Genomic DNA, 20,066 nt, shown 5'->3' on the forward strand with positions numbered 1-20,066 from the left:
ACGTCATTTCGGCTTTCGCCAATTTCCAACGTTGAAAGAGAAAGCGCTGTCGGTAAAGCTGCCAATCTCCCCCCTCGAGGGGGAGATGTCCGGCAGGACAGAGGGGGGCGCTGGCCCGCCAGCATATCGGATATTTCGGCAGCACCAGCCTCTGCTCAGGCCGCCAGCTTGCGCGTCGTTCCCAGCGCTTCCTCGACCGCGTCGAGGAACATTTCCGCGCAGGCCTTCCAGCTGTAGCGCATGGCGCGTTCGCGGGCCTGGGCGCGGTCGACGTTGAGTGCGGCGAGCGACGCCTGGCGCAAATCGTTCGACACCGCGCCGCCAAAGCCGTCTCCGACGATGTCTATAGGCCCGGTCACCGGATAGGCGGCGACTGGCGTGCCGCTGGCCAGTGCCTCGATGATGACATTGCCGAAAGTGTCGGTGCGGCTGGGGAAGACGAAGACATCGGCCGAGGCGTAGATTTCGGCCAGTTCGTCATTGGGACGATGGCCGAGAAAATGCGCCTGGGGGTATTTTGTCTTGAGCTTGGCAAGCTCCGGACCCTCGCCGACGATCACCTTGCTGCCGGGCAGGTCGAGATCGAGGAAGGCGGAGAGGTTCTTTTCGACGGCGACACGGCCGACGCAAAGGAAGACCGGGCCGGGGAAGCCGAGGTCCTTGCGCTTGTCAGGGTGGAAATGCTCAGTGTCGACGCCGCGCGTCCACGGCCTGAGCTTGTTGAAGCCGCGCGCCGTGAGATCGTCGGCGAGCGACTGCGTGGCGACCAGCGTGCCTTGGCCTGAATTGTGGAAATCACGCAGCCAGCGATAGGCCCAGCTCTCCGGTACCGGCAGGCGGGCGCTGAGATATTCGGGAAAGCGGGTGTGGTAGCTGGTGGTGAACGGCCGGCCGGCATTGCGGCAATAGCGCCGCGCCATGATGCCCAGTGGTCCCTCGGTGACAATGTGGACGTGGTCGGCCTTGTAGCCGTCGATCAGGCGCGCGACATGGCGGGGGGTGGTCAGCGCCAGGCGGATGTCGGGGTAGGTCGGCAAGGGCAGGGTGCGAAAGATGTTCGGGGTCAGGAACTCGACCGCGACGTCGAAGGACTTCAAGGTCTCGGTGAGCCGCTCCAGCGTGTGGACGACGCCGTTGACTTGTGGGCGCCAGGCGTCGGTGACCATCAATATGCGCATGGCGGCCCTTTGCTCCGGATGTCCGCGGTTGCCTTGAAACGATGCCGGAACGGGGACCAGGCGGCCGCCCTCGCTTCGCTCCAGCGCACCTTGGCGGGCACGGGCTCAAAGTGAGGCGGCAAGGACGAATCAAATGCGGTCGCACGCTTCATGCGCGCTCTTGACCATGGTTTCATGACGGGCGGATGAAGCAGACCGTGATCCCGAAAAGTCGAAACCGGTTTTTAGCCAAGATCATGCTCGGCTAGTCAAATAGAAATCAGGCCGGAACCTTGATTACGACGCGCAGGCCGCCCATCGGACTGTCGTCGAGCGTGATGTCGCCGCCATGGCTGCGGGCGATGTCACGGGCGATCGACAGGCCGAGCCCGGTACCGCTGGCGTCGAGGTTACGGGCTTCATCGAGGCGCACGAAGGGCTTGAACACGTCTTCGCGCCTGTCGGCCGGAATGCCTGGCCCATCGTCGTCGATGGTGACCAGAAGCGAGCCACGGCCATGGTTGGCGGTGACCTCGACGGTGCGGGCATAGCGGAAGGCATTGCCGATGATGTTGGACAACAGCCGCGCGAAGGCGTTCGGCCGCACATGCACGGTCGGATCGCCGGAAAGCGTTGTCGACAGCTTGCATTTGCGCAAGCCCGCTTCCTCGCCGAGCTTCTGGAAATAGGCTTCGAGATCGAAACGTCCCGGATCCTCCGAGGCCTCGCCGCGGGCAAAGGAGAGATAGCCTTCCAGCATCGACTGCATGTCTTCGATGTCCTGGTCCAGCGCCGCCTTGGTCTCGGCCTTGCCGCCGGCCAGCGCCAGCTGCAGCTTGAAGCGGGTGAGAATGGTCCTAAGATCATGGCTGACACCGGTCAGCATGGCCGTGCGCTGCTCGATCTGGCGCTCGATGCGCTCGCGCATCTGGATGAAGGCAAAGCCGGCGCGGCGCACCTCTTCAGCCCCGCGCGGGCGGAAATCGCGCGGCATCGGCCGGCCCTTGCCGAAGCTTTCGGCGGCCTCGGCAAGTGCCAGGATCGGCCGGATCTGGTTGCGCAGGAAGGGGATGGCGATCATCAGGAGCACCAGCGAGGTGCCGACCATCCAGATCAGGAAGATATGGGTGTTGGAGGCATAGGCCTGGCTGCGGCGCACGAAGACGCGCAGCACCTTGTTCTCGAGCTGGACGCGGACCTCGACGATGTTGGAATTGCCGACCGTGTCGATCCAGAATGGGCGGTTGATCTGGCGGGTAATCTCGGCGGAGAGAACATCGTCGAGGATCGAGAAGAACGGTTTTGGACCGGGCGGCGGCAGCGGATCGGGCGGCAGGAGATCGACCTTCAGCTGCATGCGGTCCTGCGCGATGCGGATGATGCTGGCGTAGTCGGCGTCGTGCGGGTAGGTCTCGATCAAGTCGATGATGGCGGCGATGTCGCGCACGGTGGCCTGCGACAGGCGCTGCGTCACGGTTGCCCAGTGGCGCTCCATGAAATCGAAGGCGACGACCGACTGCAAAAGGATCATCGGCGCGATGACGATGATCAATGAGCGCGCATAGAGGCGCTTGGGCATGTAAAGCGAAACGAGGCGCCAGAACCGGTTCCAGATGCGCGGCACCGCCTTGAGCGTCCGCGTGGCGCGTGCGCTCAAGCCGTCATTGTCCGGCTCTTCCAGTTCCGTGGTCGCCATTGGCTCTTTTCATCCGTCGGCGGTATTAGACCAGCATGACGTTTGGCCGAATCGTCATCCTGATCTAACTCTTTGTTGGAGCACAATCTTTTCCGAAAACCGGTTCCCACTTTTCGGGATCATGCCCTTGGGCCGCCGCCGGCATTCTATTCCACGCTGAGCCGATACCCAATACCGCGCACGGTCTGCAACCAGACCGGATTGGACGGATCGCGCTCGATCTTGCGGCGCAGCCGGTTGATCTGGACGTCGATGGTGCGCTCGCCGACTTCCGAATCGTCGCCGACCAGCTCGTGGCGGGGGATGGTTTCGCCGGCGCGCGCGGCGAAGATCGCCAGGATCTCCTGTTCGCGGTCGGTCAGCTTCAGCGCTTCGCCGCCGCGCTTCAGTTCGCGCCTGGCGATCTGGAAGGTGTAGGGACCGAACACCAGCTGTTCGACCTTGGGCGTCGCCGCCGGGCCGCCGCGGCGCAGGATGTTGTTGATGCGCAGGATCAACTCGCGCGGGTCGAAGGGCTTGGGCAGGTAGTCGTCGGCGCCGGCTTCGAGTCCCGAGATACGGTTGTCGGTCTCCGACAGGGCCGTCAGCATCAGGATCGGCACGTTCTTCTCGGCGCGCAGCGCCTTGGTGAGATCGACGCCGCTTTCTCCCGGCATCATGACATCGAGCACAAGCAGGTCGAAGTCGAGGCCGGCGAGCTTGCGGCGGGCCTCGCCGGCATTGCCGGCGACGGTGACGCGAAAGCCGTTTTCGGTCAGATACTGCTTGAGAAGATTGCGGATACGGGTGTCGTCGTCGACCACGAGCAGATGCGGCGCGTCGTCGTCCGGTGCGGCCGCCTGGTCGATCCTCTCAGTGCTCTCCATGGCTTTTCCCTGACATTTTTGCGGACCCAACGTCGATCTGAGCTCTCAGTTCCGGATTGACCATCGCTTCGAGGAAGCGTTCCACCAAGGTCCGTTCGGCGGCGCCGCAATCTTCCAATGCAGCACGGATGCGGCGCGACTGTGGCCGCGCCAGCGCCAGCGCCAGCGCACGGCCCTTGGCCGTCGGATAGAGTTCGCGCTGGCGGCGGTCGCGCGGACCCTGCAGCTGCACGACGTGATCGGTGTCGATCAATTGCTTGAGCACGCGCGCCAGGCTCTGCTTGGTTATCTTCAGCACGTCGAGCAGTTCGGCGACGGTCAGGCCCGGCCGGCGGTTGACGAAATGCAGCACGCGGTGGTGGGCGCGGCCGAAACCGTAATCGGCCAGGATCTGATCGGGATCGGAGGTGAAGTCGCGATAGGCGAAGAAGAAGAGTTCGATGATGGCGAAATCGATGCCGTCCTCGCTGGTGATCGCGGTCCTGATCGGTTCTCCGGCGGCTGGGTTTTTATCCGTCATCATTTCTCCATGGGAACGGGAGATTATGTCAGTACTATTGACGTAATTTCCCTGCAATGGTAATTTTTGACAAGCTTTTGGGCGGATTGCGAACGAAAAGGCAAGGCAGGCCGGTTTTTCCGGAACTTCCTGAGTTTGCCAGGGCGCGATTATCCGCTTACGCTTCGAGACACCGGCCGGCGTCTCCAATCACATGGCGCGGCCAAAAAGAACATGCAACGACACTGAGATATGCGGGCCGAGGTCCGCGGGAGGTTACCATGGCATCCGTTCCTTTCGATCAACTGGACGGCTTCATCTGGATGAATGGCGAGTTCGTCCCGTGGGGCGAGGCCAAGATTCACGTGCTGACCCATGGCCTGCACTACGCCAGCGCGGTCTTCGAGGGTGAGCGCGCGTATGGCGGCGAGATCTTCAAGCTCAACGAGCATACCGAGCGGCTGCATGAATCGGCGCGCCTGCTCGGCTTCAAGATTCCCTATTCGGTGGCCGAGCTCAACGACGCCTCGACCACGCTTCTGAAGAAGCAGGGCTTCCAGGACGCCTATGTCAGGCCTATCGCCTGGCGCGGCAGCGAGCAGATGGGCGTTTCGGCGCAAAACAACCGCATCAATGTCGCGATCGCCATCTGGCAATGGCCAAGCTATTTCGACCCGGCTCAGAAGCTGAAGGGCATCCGCCTCGATGTGGCGGAATGGCGCCGGCCCGACCCGCGCACGGCGCCGTCGAAGTCGAAAGCGGCGGGCCTCTACATGATCTGCACCATGTCCAAGCATGCCGCCGAGGCCAAGGGCTATGCCGACGCGATGATGCTCGACTGGCGGGGCCAGGTCGCGGAAGCGACCGGCGCCAACATCTTCTTCGTCAAGGACGGCAAGATCCACACGCCCAAGCCCGACTGCTTCCTCGACGGCATCACCCGCCGCACGGTCATCGGTCTCGCCAGGGATCGCGGCCTGGAGATCATCGAACGCGCCATCATGCCGGAAGAACTCGAAGGGTTCGAGCAGTGCTTCCTGACAGGAACCGCAGCGGAAGTAACCCCGGTTTCGGAGATCGGCCCTTACCGATTCGAAGTTGGCGAGATCGCCAAGAATCTCATGAACGACTATTCTATCGCCGTTCAACCCAAGCATGCTATCGCCGCAGAATAACGATAGTCACAGCTTTTCGGGCAAGCAGGGGCGGTTTTCGGGCCGCCCCTTTTATTTCAGCGTTTGTGCATTTGACTTTCATCAAATTCGGCGTCTCTCATGATGGTGTCGGCCCGGGAGGCTGGCAGCTATGGAGGGACTAATCATATGGACATGAACACGCTTCTTCCGATCATCGTTCAGATCATTACGGGCATCATCGGTGGTCAGGCGGTAGGCGCGGCTATCAAGACGGCGGCGATGGGGCAGCTTCCCAAAATCCTGGGCGGTGCCATTGGTGGTGTCGGCGGCGCGGCGATCCTCGGCAGCCTGCTCGGCCACGGCGCGATCAGTCCTGATGCAGCCGCGGCGGCGACGAGCGGTCTCGGCAGCGCGCTCAACCTGCAGAACATCGTCGGTGGCGCCGGCGGCGGCGCGATCCTGACCGGCATTCTCGGCGCGGTCATGGGCGCCATGAAGAAATGAGCCTGCAATCTCGGGCTGGCAAAATGGGCGGCTTCGGCCGCCCATTTCTTTTGCGGCGACCGGCCGTTCGCCTTTGCGGGGCTGGACGCTCCAGGCCCACGCCTCTACATCACCGCTGACACAGCGAAAGGACGATCATGGGTCAGCTCAATGCCGGCATCGTGCCGGTCACACCGTTCCAGCAGAACTGCACCATCCTGTTCGACATGGACGACAAGCACGGCGTGGTGGTCGATCCCGGCGGCGACATCGATAAGGTGCTGGCGGTATTGAAGGACAATGCGATCACGGCCGAAGCGATCTGGATCACGCATGGCCATATCGACCATGCCGGAGGCGCCATGGAGTTGAAGGAAGCACTCGGCATCGAGATCATCGGCCCGCATGACGCCGACAAGGTGCTGCTCGACAATCTGGAAAACCAGGGCAGGCGCTACGGCATCGAGGGCGTGCGCAATTGCGTGCCCGACCGGTTTCTCACCGAAGGCGAGACAGTGTCGTTTGGCGGCCATGTGTTCGAGGTGCTGCATTGCCCCGGCCACGCGCCCGGCCATGTCGTCTATTACAATCGGGCCGCCAAATTCGCCCATGTCGGCGACGTCCTGTTTCGCGGTTCGGTTGGCCGCACCGACCTGCCGGGCGGCGACCATGCGGCACTCATCGCCTCGATCAAGGACAAGCTGTTGCCGCTTGGCGACGACATCGGCTTCATTTGCGGTCACGGTCCGGGCGGGCGCTTCGGCGAGGAACGGCGGACGAACCCGTTTTTGACCTGAAGGAGGTCTGACCGCACCTGCGTTTGAAGGCCCAGCAAGCTGACAACAAAAAAAGCGCCGGCCTTGCGGTCGGCGCTTTTTTGTTTGGGGCAGGGAAGCCTCAGTTGGCGGTGCAGAAATGCTGTTCGCCGTCACTGCCGGTGAAGGTGCCGGTGCGGGAATTGAAGGAGCGGTATCGGTCCGAGCAGTACTCGTACCAGCCGCGCGTCCACGGTTCGGCATAGCGGTCGGCATAGACGACCTGCGGTTCCACGTAGTAGCGGCGGACCGGGGCCGGGCGTATCCGCACGTCACGATCGTAATAGCCGTCATTGTAATAACGGTCGGACTCGGGCGGCGGCCGGTCAATGGCCAACGCGCCACCGATCAGCGCGCCGGCGGCAAGGCCGAGAACGCCGGCTGCCACAGCGTCGCCATTGCCATGGCCGTGATGGTGCCAGCGGCGCCAGTCATCGGCATTGGCCGCCGAAAAGGTCCCCAGCGTCGTGGCGACCACGGCGGCGGACAGCACGGCTGTCTTGAAAATACGGTTCATCTTGGTCTCCTTCGTACCGGACCGTGCAGTTCTGCAGGGGATGCGGTCCGGCTTTACAAACGACTAATATGGGACCGTGGCTGAACGGGGGCTGAACGAAAATTTAACCGCACGCGTTCTTCACGGCGTCAAAAGCCGCAACCTCGGAGCGTGGGCCCGACCTGCGGGCGCCGGCGCCGGTTTGAAGCCGGCTCAGCCGACCGACAGGTTGACGGCCTTCGGTCCCTTGCCGCGCTTGTCCGGCTCGGTGTCGAATGTCACTTTCTGCCCATCTTCGAGACCGGGAAGACCCGACGCCTGCACGGCCGAAATATGCACGAAGACATCCTTCGCGCCATCATCGGGTGTGATGAAGCCGAAGCCCTTGGCATGGTTGAAGAATTTGACGGTGCCGGTCTGCGGCATGGGAAGCTCCTTTGATCCCATAAACTCCAGTCTCGGGCCGGCAAATGCCCGAGTGGAAATTTGTCCTTTATTTTAGCGCTATCGGCAAGTGAAAGTTTTGCGGGCACTTAAAGCACGTCGCGCTTTAAGTGCTTGTTATGACGCGTGTCATTGGCCCGGACCGGATGAACTTCCCGATGACATGCGTTTATGCTGCACCGCGTCATGAAAAAGGCGCGACGAAAACCGCCGCGCCTTTCAAAATCTGTCTGCCTGCCCAAGCTGCTGGTCAAGCTCCTCGTTCGCCCATCCGCCTGGGATGTGCGGCGCGCCGATCGCTCAGGCTGCGCGCAGGTTGACCGCCTTCGGGCCCTTGCCCATGCGGTCCGGCTCGACATCGAAGGTGACCTTCTGGCCGTCGACGAGCGTGCGCAGGCCCGAGGCCTCGATCGCTGAAATATGGACGAACACGTCCTTGGCGCCGCCGTCGGGCGTGATGAAACCGAAGCCTTTGGTCGCATTGAAGAATTTAACGGTGCCGGTCTGGGCCATTGGGGAAACTCCTTCACCCGTTCAGTCTTGGTGGTCCTGCCCGCCACCTGGCGTCGAGGGCAGTTCCTGGTGGTTGCTTTCGGCAGTCATGCATTGGCGCATGGTCAAACCCCCCGCCGAAAAACGGGGCCGTCAGAGATTCACAGTATCGGGGAAAGGTCGTCCAAAACGTTCCGCTCTCCGGGTCGCAAATGCCCGAACACAGAATTTATCGCACGGAAACGTGAAGGTTGCAAGACAGCGCCGCGGGCCGCCGCCATGAGCGCATCCCGACGCAAAAATCGACCGATCAGAGCGTCGACCGGCCGCAGATAGGCCTCGTTGCCCGAGGGGTCATCGGCCCACAGCCCCGGTCATGCATGGGCCAGAAGCGATGATTGCCGGCGACGCGGCGGGGTCGTGGCTGATCCCGCCGTCATTTCCCGATAGAGGCCGCGAACGGGGTTGCAATTGGCAGTGGAATGGCGAGGATCATGCCATAGGCGACTGATTTAAATCCTGTTTTGATCGATATCATTATCAGTGAACCGCCAGGCAGTCTTGGGCGGTATGCACCGGGACGGGGATCGAGGGAGAGACGATCATGAGGTTTCTTGCGGCCATCTTTTCACGACAGGGTTTTACCGTCCTGTTCCTGTCGGCAATTCTTGCCGCCTGTACGGTCGTCGTCGATGACGGACCGGGACCGCGGCCGCGTCCACCGCGCCCCGAGCCGCAATTCTGCACCAAGCAGTACGAGCCGGTCTGCGCCCGGCGCGGCGGAGATCGCCAGACCTTCGCCAATGCCTGCCTTGCCGACCGGGCGGGTTACCGCATCGTGCGCGACGGTCCCTGCCGCGACGGCGGTGGTGGCGGCGGCGAGCAGACCTTCTGCACCCGCGAATACGCGCCGGTATGCGGCCGTCGGCATGGCGAAATGCGCACCTTCCCCAATGCCTGCGAGGCCCGTGCCTCGGACTACCGCATCGTCGGCGACGGGCCGTGCTGAGAGGGTAGGAACGCCTCACCCATCCGCGCCGACATAGGCCTTGCTCTTCAGCAGGGCTGCCAGGTGAGCCGCATTCGACGCCGCCATCTCGACCATGCCGGCGACCGCCTTTGGGGTTTTCGGCAGGTCGACATAGTTGACGTCGCCCATGGCGTCGCCGACCCAGTAGGCGCCGCCATTGGCGGGGATGTGAAGCCAACGTCGTTCAGCGCCTGGAAGCATTCCGCATGGCAATGACGCGCGCCATCCTCGTTGCCGACGGTCGCCACCAGCGCCACCTTGCCGGCGGCCGGCATGCGGCGCTTGTCGTCGGTCTCGTCCAGAAAGGCTTCCATGCGTTCCATGACGCGGACAGTCCTGACCGTTCGCGCGACGGGCCACACACTTGAATCTCTCCCCGGCATGGCTTAGGTCCCGCAGGCGTATAAACACGGCAGGTGTCCCATCAACAGAGATCAGAGAAGAGCGGCGGGTGCGGGAGCCAAGTCTGGCGCGGCCAAGTCTGGCGCGGGAGGCCAGCCGCCGCTGGGCCTCGACCAGTATGTGCAGCAGGCGCTGCAACTGCATCAGGCCGGGCGCCGGCAAGAGGCCGAGGCGATCTACCGGCAGGTGCTGGCGCGTCAGCCCAAACATGCGGCCGCGGCGCATTTCCTGGGGTTGCTGCTGCACCAGACCGGGCGTAGCGAAGAAGGCATGGATTTCCTGGAACAGTCGGTTCAGCTGCAGCCGACGAACCCCGACTTCCTCAACAATCTCGGCACGGTGATGCGGGATCTCGGCCGTGTCACGGCGGCGATCGATTTCTTCCGCGGTGCGGTGGATCTGCGGCCGGAGCAGCTCGCGGCGCGCGACAATCTCGGCTCGTCGCTGAAGCAGATCGGCCGGTTCGATGAGGCCGAGGATATCTATCGCGGCACGGTGCAGCGCAATCCATTCCGCGCGCGCGCGCGTATCGGGCTTGCCGAAACCCTGCAGGAGGCCGGACGCCTCGACGAGGCGCTGGCTGTCTTCCAGGAGGCACTGGCCATCCGGCCCAAGGATGCGGACCTGCTGCACGGCCTGGGCGTCGGGCTGATGGAGAAGGGCAAGCTCGACGAGGCGGCCGACCTGTTCCGGCAGGCGGTGGCGATCCATCCCCCGATGGCCCGCGCGTGGCTGATGCTGTCTCAGGTCAAGCGCCAGAAGGAGCGCGATGCCGAATTGGCCGGCATGGAGGCACAGCACGCCAAGGCGCCTCAGGACAGCCTGGCACGCATGCAGCTGTCGTTTGGCCTCGGCAAGGCAAATGACGATCTCAAGGATTATGGCAAGGCTTTCGACTACTTCGCCGAGGGCAATGCCATCCGCCGCAAGGGCATCGACTATGATCCGGTGAAGACGCGCGCCGAATTCGAGGCGATGAAGACGGTGTTCGATGCCGGCTTCTTCGAAAAGCACAGACCAAGCCCGATCACCGACGACGCGCCGATCTTCGTCGTCGGCATGCCGCGTTCAGGTACGACGCTGGTCGAACAGATCATCGCCAGCCACGCACAAGTCTATGGCGCGGGCGAGCTCGGTATCTTGAAGACGGCGGTCGGCAGGCAGTTCCCGTCGAACATGCAGGGCGGCTTTCCCTGGGGCGTGGCCGATACGGACGATACGGATTTCGCCGAGGCGGGGCAGGCCTATCTCGACATGCTCCATGCCCGCTATCCGCATATGCGCCACGTCACCGACAAGATGCCGGGCAACTTCCTGCTCATCGGCTTCATCCACATGATGCTGCCGAAGGCAAAAATCATCCATTGCGCCCGCGATGCGGCGGCGACATGCCTGTCGATCTACAAGGTGCATTTCCGCGGCGACAGCCACCGCTATGGCTATGACCTCGGCGAGCTCGCCGATTTCCACAATCTCTATACCGACATCATGGCGCATTGGCACAAGGTGCTGCCCGGCGTCGTGCACGATGTGCGCTACGAGGATTTCGTCGCCGACCAGGACGGGCAGAGCCGGGCGCTGATCGACTATCTCGGCCTGCCGTGGGACGATGCCGTGCTGTCGTTCCACCAGACCGACCGGCCGGTACGCACGGCATCGGCCGCGCAGGTGCGCCAGCCGATGTACCAGGGCTCGGTCGATCTGTGGAAGCGTTATGGCGACCGGCTGAAGCCGCTGCTGGATAGACTGGACTGAGCAGTCAAGTATGCGACATGCATTAGCCGGCCCGTTCCTTCTGCTCATAGCGCAGGAAGACATTGCCGTTGCCGAAAGCTTGCGACCGGGCCAGCTTCACGTTGAGCCAATTGCCGATGCCTTCGAACATCGTCCTGCCGGCGCCAAGCATAATCGGCACGATGACGAACTGGTATTCGTCGATCAGACTCTCCGCGGCCAATTGAGCGACGAGATTGCCGCTTCCGAGGATTGTCATGTGGTTGCCCGGTTGCTGCTTCAGTTCGCGAAGCTTGGCGGCCGGCCCGCTTTTGACCAGCTCAGTGTTGTTCCAACTCGCCGTGTCGGGCGTCCGTGAGAACACGACCTTCGGTATGGCGTTCATGCGTTCGGCCACCACCGGTGCGATCTGGGCCGCCATCGGCGTCGGCCAGAACTGGATCATCAGGTCGTAGGTAACGCGGCCCAGCACCAGCATGCCACCGCCTTTGGCATTGTCGGCGACGAAAGCGTTCCATTCCGGATCCTGGCTGTGCGCCCAGTCCATGGCGCCGTGCCTGTCGGTAAAATAGCCGTCGAGCGATATGCTGTTGAATACGATCAGCTTGCGCATAAGTCGGTCCTATTTTGAGAGATGAAGATGAGTCTCGGGCCCTGCTGTCGCGCGGGGTAGGGAATGATCGGTCAGATCGTCCCGCCTATAGCTCCATGAAGGGCTGGAAGCCGCCGAAGATCATGCGCTTGGCGTCGAAGGGCATGGTTCCCCAATCGGGTTTCAGGCGCGGGTCGGCCATCACCTTGGCCATCACCGCATCGCGGTCCTGCCTGGATTTGTAGACGGCCCAGGAGAAAACGACGATCTCGTCATCCTTGGCCTGAACGGCACGCGGAAACGAGGTCAACTCGCCATAGGGCACATCGTCGCCGATACATTCGACATAGGCGAGCGCGCCGTGTTCCATCCATATGGGGCCTGTGACGTTGGCCAGCTTTTTATAGTCATCGAGATTTGCCTTCGGCACGGCAAGCACGAAGCCATCGACATAGGACATGGTGGTCTCCTCATTGCTGGAAACGGGCGCCGGGTCGGCGGGGATACGACCCGGCGCGGTTGGGCGCATCCCCCTCGGCGAGGGCGCGCGCGCTAAAACTTATTCCACCGGTGCGTTCATTGCCCAGGCGACACCGAAGGGGTCCTTCACCTGACCCCAGCGGTCGCCCCAGAACATCACCTGCAGCGGCGTGACGATCTCGCAGCCGGCGTCGACGGCGCGCTTCCACCAGGCGTCGATGTCATCCTTGCCGAGATGGAGCTGCAGCGTATAGCCCTGCGCCGCCTGGTGCGGGTGGCCGTGTTCCGGATAGGCGTCGCCCAGCATCAGCGTCGAGCCGTTGATGTAGAGATGGATATGCATGGTGCGGCCTTTTTCATCCGCCGGATAGGCAAAGACTTCCTCGGCCCCGAAAGCCTTCTTGTAGAATTCGGCGGCCTTGATGGCGCCGTTGACCTGCAGATAGGGGGTCAATCCGCCAAGAACTTTGGCGCGGGGCGGGGTCTGGTCGGTCATTCTCGTGTTCCTCTTCACGTTTGGTTGGCCTTGCGGACCATAGGACGGACGAGGTGACGCCAATCCTACAGGGTCGCGAAAATTTTTCGCCTGATATCATCGGGCAACCGGTCGCCTCTGGAGGCCGGCGCACAGGCAGTGGTCATATGACCTTGGCCGACGACGTGGCCGCGCGACGGCTGTCGCGGGCATCGAAGATTTCCGGAAAGCCGATATCCTTGCGCAGTTCGGCCGGCAGCGACAGCAGAATTCGTTCGCTGCGGTGACGGGCGCGCGCCGCGGCATACCGGGTTGCGATGCGGCCGATGGATGACAGGACGGACATGACGAATTCTCCCTGGGTTGGCGCCGGCATCATCGTGTCGGCATCCCAAGGACGAGGCACCAATGGGCGATCCGACAGATCGCCCGGAGAATTTTTCAGCGGCCTCTGTTACCGGCGCGGCGCGCTTACGTCAGGCGGCAGTCTCCAATCGTTCGATCGTTTCAAGGTCGGCTCTCTTGGCCTTTCCCTCGACGGCGAGGTCATAGCTTGCCTGCATGTTCATCCAGAACTGCGGCGTGGTCCCAAAAAACTTCGCAAGGCGCAACGCGGTATCAGGGGTTACCGGGGTCGTCTCGCTGGCCAGGCGCTCGATGCGCGTGCGAGGCACATGCAGCTTTTTGGCCAGCGTGTAAGGCTTCAGACCAAGCGGTATGAGATACTCTTCGCGGAGAATTTCTCCGGGATGGATAGGCGGGTTGATATCAAGCATTTAGGACCTGCCTTTCAATGGTAGTCGGTTATTTCAACATCTTCTGCTTGCCCATCCACCCAGCGAAAGCAGATGCGAAACTGATCGTTGATGCGGATCGAATGCTGACCGGCACGGTTGCCTTTCAACGGCTCAAGCCTGTTGCCGGGAGGCGTCTTGAGATCTGACAGTTCGGCGGCGTTGTCGATCATGTACAGCTTCCGTTGGGCCGGTCGGACAAGATCCGAAGGGAAGCCCTTTGGAGCCTTGCCGTTCGAAACGGCTTCGCTGGTCTTGTCCTTGAATGAACGTATCATCCGTGGAGCCCGACAGACGTACCATGACATGATACGTTCCAGGAATCAAGAGTACGTCTCATGAAATGATACCAAAGGTCCGGCGTGTCAATGACAGGCAGGAACTTCATTGGCAAGGCATCTGTCCCCGCCGCTCAGTTGGTTCCCTCAGCCACCTCGCGGAAGAAATTCTCCGGGTCTTCGACCTCGGTCAGCTTTCGCTTCTCGATCAGCCAGAAGCGGTTGCCGATGGCGCGGATGAAGGAGCGGTCGTGCGAGGCGAGCAGGCAGCTTGCCTGGTGCTTCAACAACTCCTCCTCCAGCGCTTCCTGGCCGTCTATGTCGAGATGGTTGGTTGGCTCGTCGAGCAGATAGAAGTTGGGATTGGCGAGCCTCAGCGCCAGCATCATCAGCCGCGCCTTCTGGCCGCCCGACAGCACGCCGATCCTGCGCTCCTGCATCTCGATGACCACGCCGGCGCCGGCAAGCAACGAGCGGGCGCGCTGTTCGCCGATATCGTAACGGCGCGAGACCATCGCCAGCGGCGTGTCGTCGCCGCTGATGCCCGACAGCGCCTGGTCGCTGTAACCGAGCACGGTCGACGGCGTCACCTTAACATTCCGCACCGTATCCGGTTCGACGATGGCGTTGCGGATCAAGGTGACGAAGCGCGATTTGCCGACGCCGTTGCGACCGAGCAGCACGATGCGATCGCCCTGGCAGATGTGGCGTTTGCCGGTCCTGAACAGCAGCGTGCCGTCAGGCGTTTCGACCGCCGCGTCGTCGAGCGTGATCAGCACCTTGGCGTGCGTGCCGCGATTGGCGAGTTTGATCGCACCCGCCGATTTTTCGCGATGCGCCGGATTGGCGGCCTCTTCGAGCTTCTCCGCGCGCTGGTTGAGCTGCTTGGTCTTGACCGTCAGCAGATCACTGCCGGAATTGATGCCGATATTGTTGAGCTTGGCCGCCTGGCGGCGCAATTGCTGCGCCACCTTCATGTCGCGCTGGAATTTTCGTTCGGCCGAAGCATCTATCTCGTCCAGCGCGTCCCTGGCCCGCGAATAGGGGAGGGAAAACACCGGCGATTGTTCCGGGCGCAGGAACAGCGTCCGGTTGGTGGTGGCGTCGAGGAAGGCGCGGTCATGGCTGGCGATGATGACAGGCACCTCGCGCGGCAGCGCATTCAGCCATGTCTCGAGTTGGCTGATGCGGGCGAGATCGAGATGGTTGGTCGGCTCGTCGAGCAGCAGCACGTCGGGATCGGTGACCCAGACGCGGGCGATCAGCGCCAGCCGCTGCCAGCCGCCGCTCAGCGCCCGCATTGGGCCGCTCGCGCATCGCCTCGGGCACGTCGAGTGAATCGAGAACCACGTCGACGCGCCACATCTCGCTGTCGGCCTGCTCCGGCGGCAAGGCGTCAGCCACCACCTGATAAAAGGGGCGGCCGAGCAGGGCAGGGACAACGGACTGCTCGACATGGCCGACACGCAGGCCGCGCGTGCGGGTGATGTCGCCTGTCGTCGGCTCCAGTTCGCCGGCCAGGCATTTCAGCAAGGTCGACTTGGCGGCGACGATGCCGAGCCGGTCGCCGGTGCCGATGCTGATGTCGAGGTTGGAGAAGAGCGGCGCGCTCATGGTGACGCCGAGGGATTTGAGGCTGATCAGGGCCATTTTCGATTTCTCTGGTCTGTCCGGAAAATCCGGCTCGATGCACTTTGTCGGTGCGCGTGCCGGCGATCAGGCCAGGCGTTGCACACCACGAAGGGCAGACCAAAAAATCGAAGCGGGAAAAAACCCGGACCGTCCCTGGTCAGCCCTGCAAGCTAGCTTGCAGGGCAGAAATCGGGCCACGCTGACGATGGTGACGAAAAAACGTAAACACGTGAGCCCTCCTTTCGAGACGTTCGAGTGTGACGACTGGCTACACCAAAGGCGGGGCGGATGGCAAGGGCGCCGCTTTCAAGCGGCGCGGGAAGGGATCCAGCACCAGTATGCAGCCGCCGATGATCGCCGCCGCGCCGAAGCCCTGGATCATGGTCAGAGACTCGCCGAGCACAATCGTTCCGGCCAGCACCGCGATCGTGGTCACGGCGAATTCGACGCTGATCGTCCTGGTCGCGCCGATGCTGGCCACCAGCCGGAAATACACGACATAGGTCAATGCGCTCATCACGCAGGCCAGTATCGCCAAATAGAGGAAGTCGACAAAGCGCGGCATGGCCGGCACCGGCACGGCGAGCAGCAGCGGCAGCGTCATCAGGCCGCCAAAGAGGAAGGCGGCGCTGGTGAGCTCCAGCGAGCCGGCCGACCGCAAATGGCGATTGGCGTAGTTGCTGCCGAACGCCGCCGAGAAGGAACTGAACAGCGAGGCGGCACAGCCGATCGCAAAGGAAGCGGTGACCGGAACCGCGGGGAAACCGACCAGCACGATGATGCCGGCAACGCCGAGCAGCAGCCCGACAAGGCCGCGAACAGTGATGCGCTCAAGCCCCCAGAACTGGCCGATGATCATCGAGAACAGCGGGATCGCGGCAACCAGGATGGCCGCCATCGCCGTGCCGATGCGCGGCGTGGCATAGGACAGGCCGATCAGCTGCGCCGCGACCGTGGTTGCGCCGACCATGGCGAAGTGCCGCCAGCCGGCGCTGAAATCCAGCCGTCGCCGTGTCGCGGCTGCAAGCAGAAAGAGCGTGATGCCGGCGATCAGCGCGCGCAAGGTGACCGCGCCGACCCAGCCAAAGGCATGCACCACCTTGAGCAGCACCAAGAACGACAGTCCCCAGGTGACGGCCAGGAAGACGTAGGCGGCGATGTCTCTTGGTTTCATGGTGGTGGGCTGATGGTTTCCGGAGCGGAAGAGCAGAATTGCAAGGCCCGTATAGGTTCGTCCCATGACTGGCAAGGTGGCAAAAAGAGCTGATCTATGTCGGAGGGGGGCGCGAAGGATCGCTACTTTCCCGGCCTGCCAGTCTTGCCCGGCCGGCGCTTTTCGCGGCGGGCGTCTCCCGGATCTTCATAGGACCCGATGCCAGAGCGTTGGCGGATGATTGGCTTGCCGGTATCGCCGCGATCCTTCGCGCCCCCCTCTGTCCTGCCGGACATCTCCCCCATGAGGGGGGAGATTGGCTGTGGCTTCGCCGGCACTTTTCCCTCGACCGGTTTTTCCGTGCGGCGCACCGTCATCTCGTCGAGCGAGTTCTTCTTGAACAGCGGCTTGGTCGCGTCGCCGGGAATGCCGAAGTCGGAGCCGTGCGCCTCTTCGGCCGACTGCTTCTTGAACAGCGAACGCGACACCGCGCCGGACGGTGTCGGCATGTCGGTACCAGGTCCCATATCGTCGAGCGAGGGCTTGGCGAACAGCGGCTTCTTCACCGGTACGGCGCCGTCGGTGCCCATCTCGTCGAGATCGGGCTTGCGGAAGAGGTTGGGCCTGGCGGCCTTGGCCGCCTCTTTGGCGGCGCGTGCCTGGTCGAGCTTGCGGAAACGTTCCTGCTCCTCAGCCGTTCGATGCTTGGCCACGCCCTTGTTGTGTTTGCCCTTTTCGCGGCCTGACGCCGGGCTTTGGCCTTCCACCTCGCGCGCCAGCGGATCGTCGGAGATGGATAGTTCCATCTCGCGCAGCCGCTTGATCTCGTCGCGGATACGGGCCGCCTTCTCGAAGTCGAGATTGGCGGCGGCGTCGCGCATCTGCTTGTCGAGCGCGTCGAGATGAGCCTTGAAATTGTTACCCATCATGGCGCCGGCGCCGTCGGTGAACTGCGAGATGTCGGCGCGGACGTGATCCTTCTCGTAGACCGAATCCAGGATGTCGGAGATGCGCGATTTCACCGATTCCGGCGTGATGCCATTGGCGGCGTTCCATTCCATCTGCTTCTCGCGGCGGCGGTTGGTCTCCGCCATCGCCCGTTCCATCGAGCCGGTGACCTGGTCGGCGTAGAGGATGACCTTGCCGTCGACATTGCGGGCGGCGCGGCCGATGGTCTGGATCAGCGAGGTTTCCGAACGCAGGAAGCCTTCCTTGTCGGCATCGAGGATGGCGACGAAGCCGCATTCGGGAATGTCGAGGCCTTCGCGCAGAAGGTTGATGCCGACTAGCACATCGAAGGCACCAAGCCGCAGGTCGCGCAGGATCTCGATGCGCTCCAGCGTGTCGATGTCGGAGTGCATGTAGCGAACGCGCACGCCCTGCTCGTGCAGGTACTCGGTCAGGTCCTCGGCCATGCGCTTGGTCAGCACCGTGACCAGCGTGCGATAGCCGGCAGCCGTCGTCTCGCGGATTTCGCCGACGACGTCGTCGACCTGGCTCTTGGCCGGTCGCACCTCGACCGGCGGATCGATCAGCCCGGTCGGGCGGATGACCTGCTCGGCGAAGACGCCGCCGGCCTGTTCCATCTCCCAGCCGCCCGGCGTCGCCGAAACCGCAACCGAGAGCGGCCGCATGGCGTCCCATTCCTCGAAGCGCAGCGGCCGGTTGTCCATGCAGGAGGGCAGGCGGAAGCCATATTCGGCCAGCGTCGCCTTGCGCCTGAAGTCGCCGCGATACATGCCGCCGATCTGCGGCACGGTGACGTGGCTTTCGTCGATGAAGACCAGCGCATTGTCGGGAATGTACTCGAACAGCGTCGGCGGCGGATCGCCCGGCTGGCGGCCGGTGAGATAGCGCGAATAGTTCTCGATGCCGGCGCAGGAGCCGGTGGCCTCCAGCATCTCCAGGTCGAAGCGGCAGCGCTGTTCCAGCCGCTGCGCTTCCAGAAGACGGCCGGCGCGCTCCAGTTCCACCAGCCGGTGTTTCAACTCTTCCTTGATCGACTTGATCGCCTGATTGAGCGTCGGGCGCGGCGTCACGTAGTGCGAATTGGCGTAGATCTTGACGCTCTTCAGCTCGCCGGTCTTCTGGCCGGTCAGCGGGTCGAACTCGGTGATAGCCTCGATCTCGTCGCCGAACATGGAGATGCGCCAGGCGCGGTCTTCCAGGTGGGCCGGGAAGATTTCGATCGTGTCGCCGCGCACGCGGAACGAGCCGCGCACGAAATTGATGTCCTGGCGCTTGTACTGCTGGGCGACGAGGTCGGCGAGCAGGGCGCGCTGGTCGAGCCGGTCGCCGATCTGCATCTGGAAGGTCATCGCGGTATAGGTCTCGACCGAGCCGATACCGTAGATGCACGACACCGAGGCAACGATGATGACGTCGTCGCGCTCGAGCAGCGAGCGCGTCGCCGAGTGGCGCATGCGGTCGATCTGCTCGTTGATCGAGGATTCCTTCTCGATGAAGGTGTCGGTGCGCGGAACGTAGGCTTCCGGCTGGTAATAGTCGTAATAGGAGACGAAATACTCGACCGCGTTGTCGGGGAAGAATTTCTTGAACTCCGAATAGAGCTGCGCGGCCAGCGTCTTGTTGGGCGCCAGGATCAAAGCGGGCCGCTGCGTCTCCTCGATCACCTTGGCCATGGTGAAGGTTTTGCCGGAGCCGGTGACGCCAAGCAGCACCTGGGTGCGATCGTTGTTGTCGACGCCCTCAACCAAGTCCTTGATCGCGGTCGGCTGGTCGCCGGCGGGTTCGAAGTCCGACACCATCTTGATGGCGATGCCGCCTTCGGACTTTTCCGGCCGGGCAGGGCGGTGCGGTGTCCACAGCACGCCGTCCTTGTGCAGGGGATTGCCGGATTCGATCAGCGCCGAGAGCGCGGCCACCGTAGCGGTGACGCCACTCGACGTCATCGTCTCGGCCTCCTCCAGCGAGACATCGAGGCCGGCGACGGGATTGAGGCCGGCCGCGGCGCGTTCGCGGGCCGTCGCGGCGCCGCCCATCGAGGTGCCGCGCGCGGTGCGGCCCGGCGCGGCGGAGCGCTCGGGTATCTTCTTCGGCGATTTGGCGCCGCCACCCTTGCCCGTGGTGCGCCCTTCGCGTTCCGCCTCCTGCTCGATCTGCTCGGCCCAATCCGCGATCGAACCGGTCAGCGGCGTGCCCGACAGTTCGGTCTGCGGCATTTCGGCGAAGCCGCCCTTGTGCAGTGGTTCCGACGCGTCGAGGAAATCAGTCAGCGGGCTGCGCCGCTTCGGCGCGGCGCGCTCGTCACTCGCCGTCGGCGGCGTTCTTTTATCGGGGGATTTGGCCATGTCCCGAATATGGGAGGTCTTGGCGAAAATGGAAAGAGCGGGATGAAGACAGGCGCATTGCCAACTGCGGCTGCTGACAGCAGGCTGTCAGGAGTTGGTAG

Annotated in this window: 20 protein-coding genes and 2 pseudogenes; 5 read left to right on the forward strand and 17 right to left on the reverse strand. The window is 63.1% G+C overall.

Annotated elements, in window-relative coordinates; all coding sequences use genetic code 11:
• Positions 1 to 155 precede the first annotated feature (155 nt).
• The 4 genes from LB543_RS16735 to LB543_RS16750 form a co-directional block, all read right to left on the reverse strand.
• Complete coding sequence (locus tag LB543_RS16735) at positions 156 to 1,178, reverse strand: glycosyltransferase family 4 protein (RefSeq protein ID WP_224614826.1); 1,023 nt, start codon at positions 1,176 to 1,178, stop codon at positions 156 to 158.
• A 259-nt stretch (positions 1,179 to 1,437) separates the two neighbouring features.
• On the reverse strand, positions 1,438 to 2,853 hold the full coding sequence (locus tag LB543_RS16740; RefSeq protein WP_140810376.1) for an ATP-binding protein: 1,416 nt from the start codon (positions 2,851 to 2,853) through the stop codon (positions 1,438 to 1,440).
• 146 nt (positions 2,854 to 2,999) lie between these two features.
• Positions 3,000 to 3,719, reverse strand: coding sequence for a response regulator (locus LB543_RS16745; protein ID WP_140759369.1), 720 nt, complete (start codon positions 3,717 to 3,719; stop codon positions 3,000 to 3,002).
• A complete protein-coding gene (locus LB543_RS16750) occupies positions 3,706 to 4,239 on the reverse strand; it encodes a MarR family winged helix-turn-helix transcriptional regulator (RefSeq protein WP_181178647.1) in 534 nt (177 codons plus the stop codon). The genes LB543_RS16745 and LB543_RS16750 overlap by 14 nt, the downstream gene beginning before the upstream one ends.
• A 260-nt stretch (positions 4,240 to 4,499) precedes the next feature.
• Between LB543_RS16750 and LB543_RS16755 the strand changes: the two genes are divergently transcribed.
• The 3 genes from LB543_RS16755 (at position 4,500) to LB543_RS16765 (ending at position 6,634) form a co-directional block, all read left to right on the forward strand.
• Positions 4,500 to 5,393: a branched-chain amino acid aminotransferase gene (locus LB543_RS16755; protein ID WP_224595766.1), complete on the forward strand. Its 894-nt coding sequence runs from the start codon at positions 4,500 to 4,502 to the stop codon at positions 5,391 to 5,393.
• Between the two features lie 147 nt (positions 5,394 to 5,540).
• Entirely contained in the window at positions 5,541 to 5,858 is a 318-nt protein-coding gene (locus LB543_RS16760) for a hypothetical protein (protein WP_224595768.1), read from the forward strand.
• A gap of 137 nt (positions 5,859 to 5,995) precedes the next feature.
• Positions 5,996 to 6,634 (forward strand): MBL fold metallo-hydrolase, encoded by a 639-nt coding sequence (locus LB543_RS16765; protein WP_140810374.1) that lies wholly within the window; start codon positions 5,996 to 5,998, stop codon positions 6,632 to 6,634.
• A gap of 100 nt (positions 6,635 to 6,734) precedes the next feature.
• On the opposite strand, the gene LB543_RS16770 is transcribed toward LB543_RS16765, so the two are convergent.
• From LB543_RS16770 to LB543_RS16780, 3 genes are all read right to left on the reverse strand, one after another.
• The gene (locus LB543_RS16770) at positions 6,735 to 7,169 is read right to left on the reverse strand and encodes a BA14K family protein (RefSeq protein ID WP_224614827.1); all 435 of its coding nucleotides are present in this window, start codon (positions 7,167 to 7,169) and stop codon (positions 6,735 to 6,737) included.
• A gap of 192 nt (positions 7,170 to 7,361) precedes the next feature.
• Entirely contained in the window at positions 7,362 to 7,574 is a 213-nt protein-coding gene (locus tag LB543_RS16775) for a cold-shock protein (RefSeq protein ID WP_008877668.1), read from the reverse strand.
• Positions 7,575 to 7,892: 318 nt separating this feature from the next.
• Entirely contained in the window at positions 7,893 to 8,105 is a 213-nt protein-coding gene (locus LB543_RS16780) for a cold-shock protein (protein ID WP_006202520.1), read from the reverse strand.
• Positions 8,106 to 8,688: 583 nt separating this feature from the next.
• Between LB543_RS16780 and LB543_RS16785 the strand changes: the two genes are divergently transcribed.
• Positions 8,689 to 9,093 (forward strand): Kazal-type serine protease inhibitor family protein, encoded by a 405-nt coding sequence (locus tag LB543_RS16785; protein WP_224614828.1) that lies wholly within the window; start codon positions 8,689 to 8,691, stop codon positions 9,091 to 9,093.
• A 15-nt stretch (positions 9,094 to 9,108) separates the two neighbouring features.
• On the opposite strand, the pseudogene LB543_RS16790 reads toward LB543_RS16785, so the two are convergent.
• Positions 9,109 to 9,443: pseudogene (locus LB543_RS16790) on the reverse strand (NADPH-dependent oxidoreductase); the annotation flags it as partial.
• Positions 9,444 to 9,636: 193 nt separating this feature from the next.
• Between LB543_RS16790 and LB543_RS16795 the strand changes: the two are divergent.
• Positions 9,637 to 11,271, forward strand: coding sequence for a tetratricopeptide repeat-containing sulfotransferase family protein (locus LB543_RS16795; protein ID WP_224614829.1), 1,635 nt, complete (start codon positions 9,637 to 9,639; stop codon positions 11,269 to 11,271).
• A gap of 22 nt (positions 11,272 to 11,293) precedes the next feature.
• Here the strand turns inward: LB543_RS16795 and LB543_RS16800 are convergent, their stop codons facing one another.
• From LB543_RS16800 to uvrB, 9 genes and pseudogenes are all read right to left on the reverse strand, one after another.
• Entirely contained in the window at positions 11,294 to 11,863 is a 570-nt protein-coding gene (locus tag LB543_RS16800) for a dihydrofolate reductase family protein (RefSeq protein ID WP_224614830.1), read from the reverse strand.
• An 85-nt stretch (positions 11,864 to 11,948) separates the two neighbouring features.
• Complete coding sequence (locus tag LB543_RS16805; RefSeq protein WP_224614831.1) at positions 11,949 to 12,302, reverse strand: DUF1428 domain-containing protein; 354 nt, start codon at positions 12,300 to 12,302, stop codon at positions 11,949 to 11,951.
• Between the two features lie 99 nt (positions 12,303 to 12,401).
• Entirely contained in the window at positions 12,402 to 12,818 is a 417-nt protein-coding gene (locus LB543_RS16810; RefSeq protein ID WP_224614832.1) for a VOC family protein, read from the reverse strand.
• 142 nt (positions 12,819 to 12,960) lie between these two features.
• Positions 12,961 to 13,143, reverse strand: a complete 183-nt coding sequence (locus LB543_RS16815) for a hypothetical protein (protein WP_023770253.1) — start codon at positions 13,141 to 13,143, stop codon at positions 12,961 to 12,963.
• A 130-nt stretch (positions 13,144 to 13,273) separates the two neighbouring features.
• Positions 13,274 to 13,573, reverse strand: a complete 300-nt coding sequence (locus LB543_RS16820) for a HigA family addiction module antitoxin (RefSeq protein WP_127278412.1) — start codon at positions 13,571 to 13,573, stop codon at positions 13,274 to 13,276.
• A gap of 14 nt (positions 13,574 to 13,587) precedes the next feature.
• Positions 13,588 to 13,869, reverse strand: a complete 282-nt coding sequence (locus LB543_RS16825) for a type II toxin-antitoxin system RelE/ParE family toxin (RefSeq protein ID WP_140810368.1) — start codon at positions 13,867 to 13,869, stop codon at positions 13,588 to 13,590.
• A gap of 134 nt (positions 13,870 to 14,003) precedes the next feature.
• Positions 14,004 to 15,519: pseudogene (locus tag LB543_RS16830) on the reverse strand (ABC-F family ATP-binding cassette domain-containing protein).
• Positions 15,520 to 15,769: 250 nt separating this feature from the next.
• Complete coding sequence (locus LB543_RS16835) at positions 15,770 to 16,675, reverse strand: DMT family transporter (protein WP_224614833.1); 906 nt, start codon at positions 16,673 to 16,675, stop codon at positions 15,770 to 15,772.
• Positions 16,676 to 16,797: 122 nt separating this feature from the next.
• Positions 16,798 to 19,965, reverse strand: coding sequence for an excinuclease ABC subunit UvrB (gene uvrB / locus LB543_RS16840; RefSeq protein WP_224614834.1), 3,168 nt, complete (start codon positions 19,963 to 19,965; stop codon positions 16,798 to 16,800).
• Positions 19,966 to 20,066: the final 101 nt, after the last annotated feature.

The organism is Mesorhizobium sp. ESP7-2 (assembly GCF_020164715.1).
In the GTDB taxonomy this organism is placed as follows: domain Bacteria; phylum Pseudomonadota; class Alphaproteobacteria; order Rhizobiales; family Rhizobiaceae; genus Mesorhizobium.